At 47.4% G+C, this 475-nt stretch carries 1 protein-coding gene; it reads left to right on the forward strand.

The window, feature by feature from the left end:
• Positions 1-475 (forward strand): solute carrier family 23 protein (locus LFYK43_RS12265; protein ID WP_305775333.1); only part of this gene is annotated, 475 nt, incomplete at both ends.

Here is a 475-nt window from a genome sequence, read left to right on the forward strand (position 1 = left end):
TGAATATGTTGCTCCTTTCCAAAATATTGGCAATCATTTTGGCTGGCCATTCATGTATGGCGGTATCATCTCCGCGGGGATCTTTATCGCATTAATTGCTGGTCCGTTTGCTAAAATGCGCCGTTTCTTTCCACCCGTTGTGACCGGCTCATTGATCACCCTGATCGGTTTTACTTTGATCCCAGTTGCTTTTCAAAACCTTGGCTGCGGCAATACGAGTGCTGCCAGTTACGGCAATCACATCAATTTGATCTTAGGTTTCACGACTGCTCTGGTGATCGTGGTGATCAACATTTGGGGCCGCGGTTTCTTGAAACAAATTGCTGTTTTAGTCGGGATCTTGGTGGGAACGCTCCTCGCCATTGTTTTGGGTAAAGTTGGCTTTTCATCTGTTGGATCCGCCCATTGGTTCCAGCTGCCAGTCCCGTTTTACTTTGGGGTCCCCAAGTTTGAATGGTCTTCGATTGCTACGATG

The organism is Ligilactobacillus salitolerans (assembly GCF_003864415.1).
Taxonomy (GTDB): Bacteria; Bacillota; Bacilli; order Lactobacillales; family Lactobacillaceae; genus Ligilactobacillus; species Ligilactobacillus salitolerans.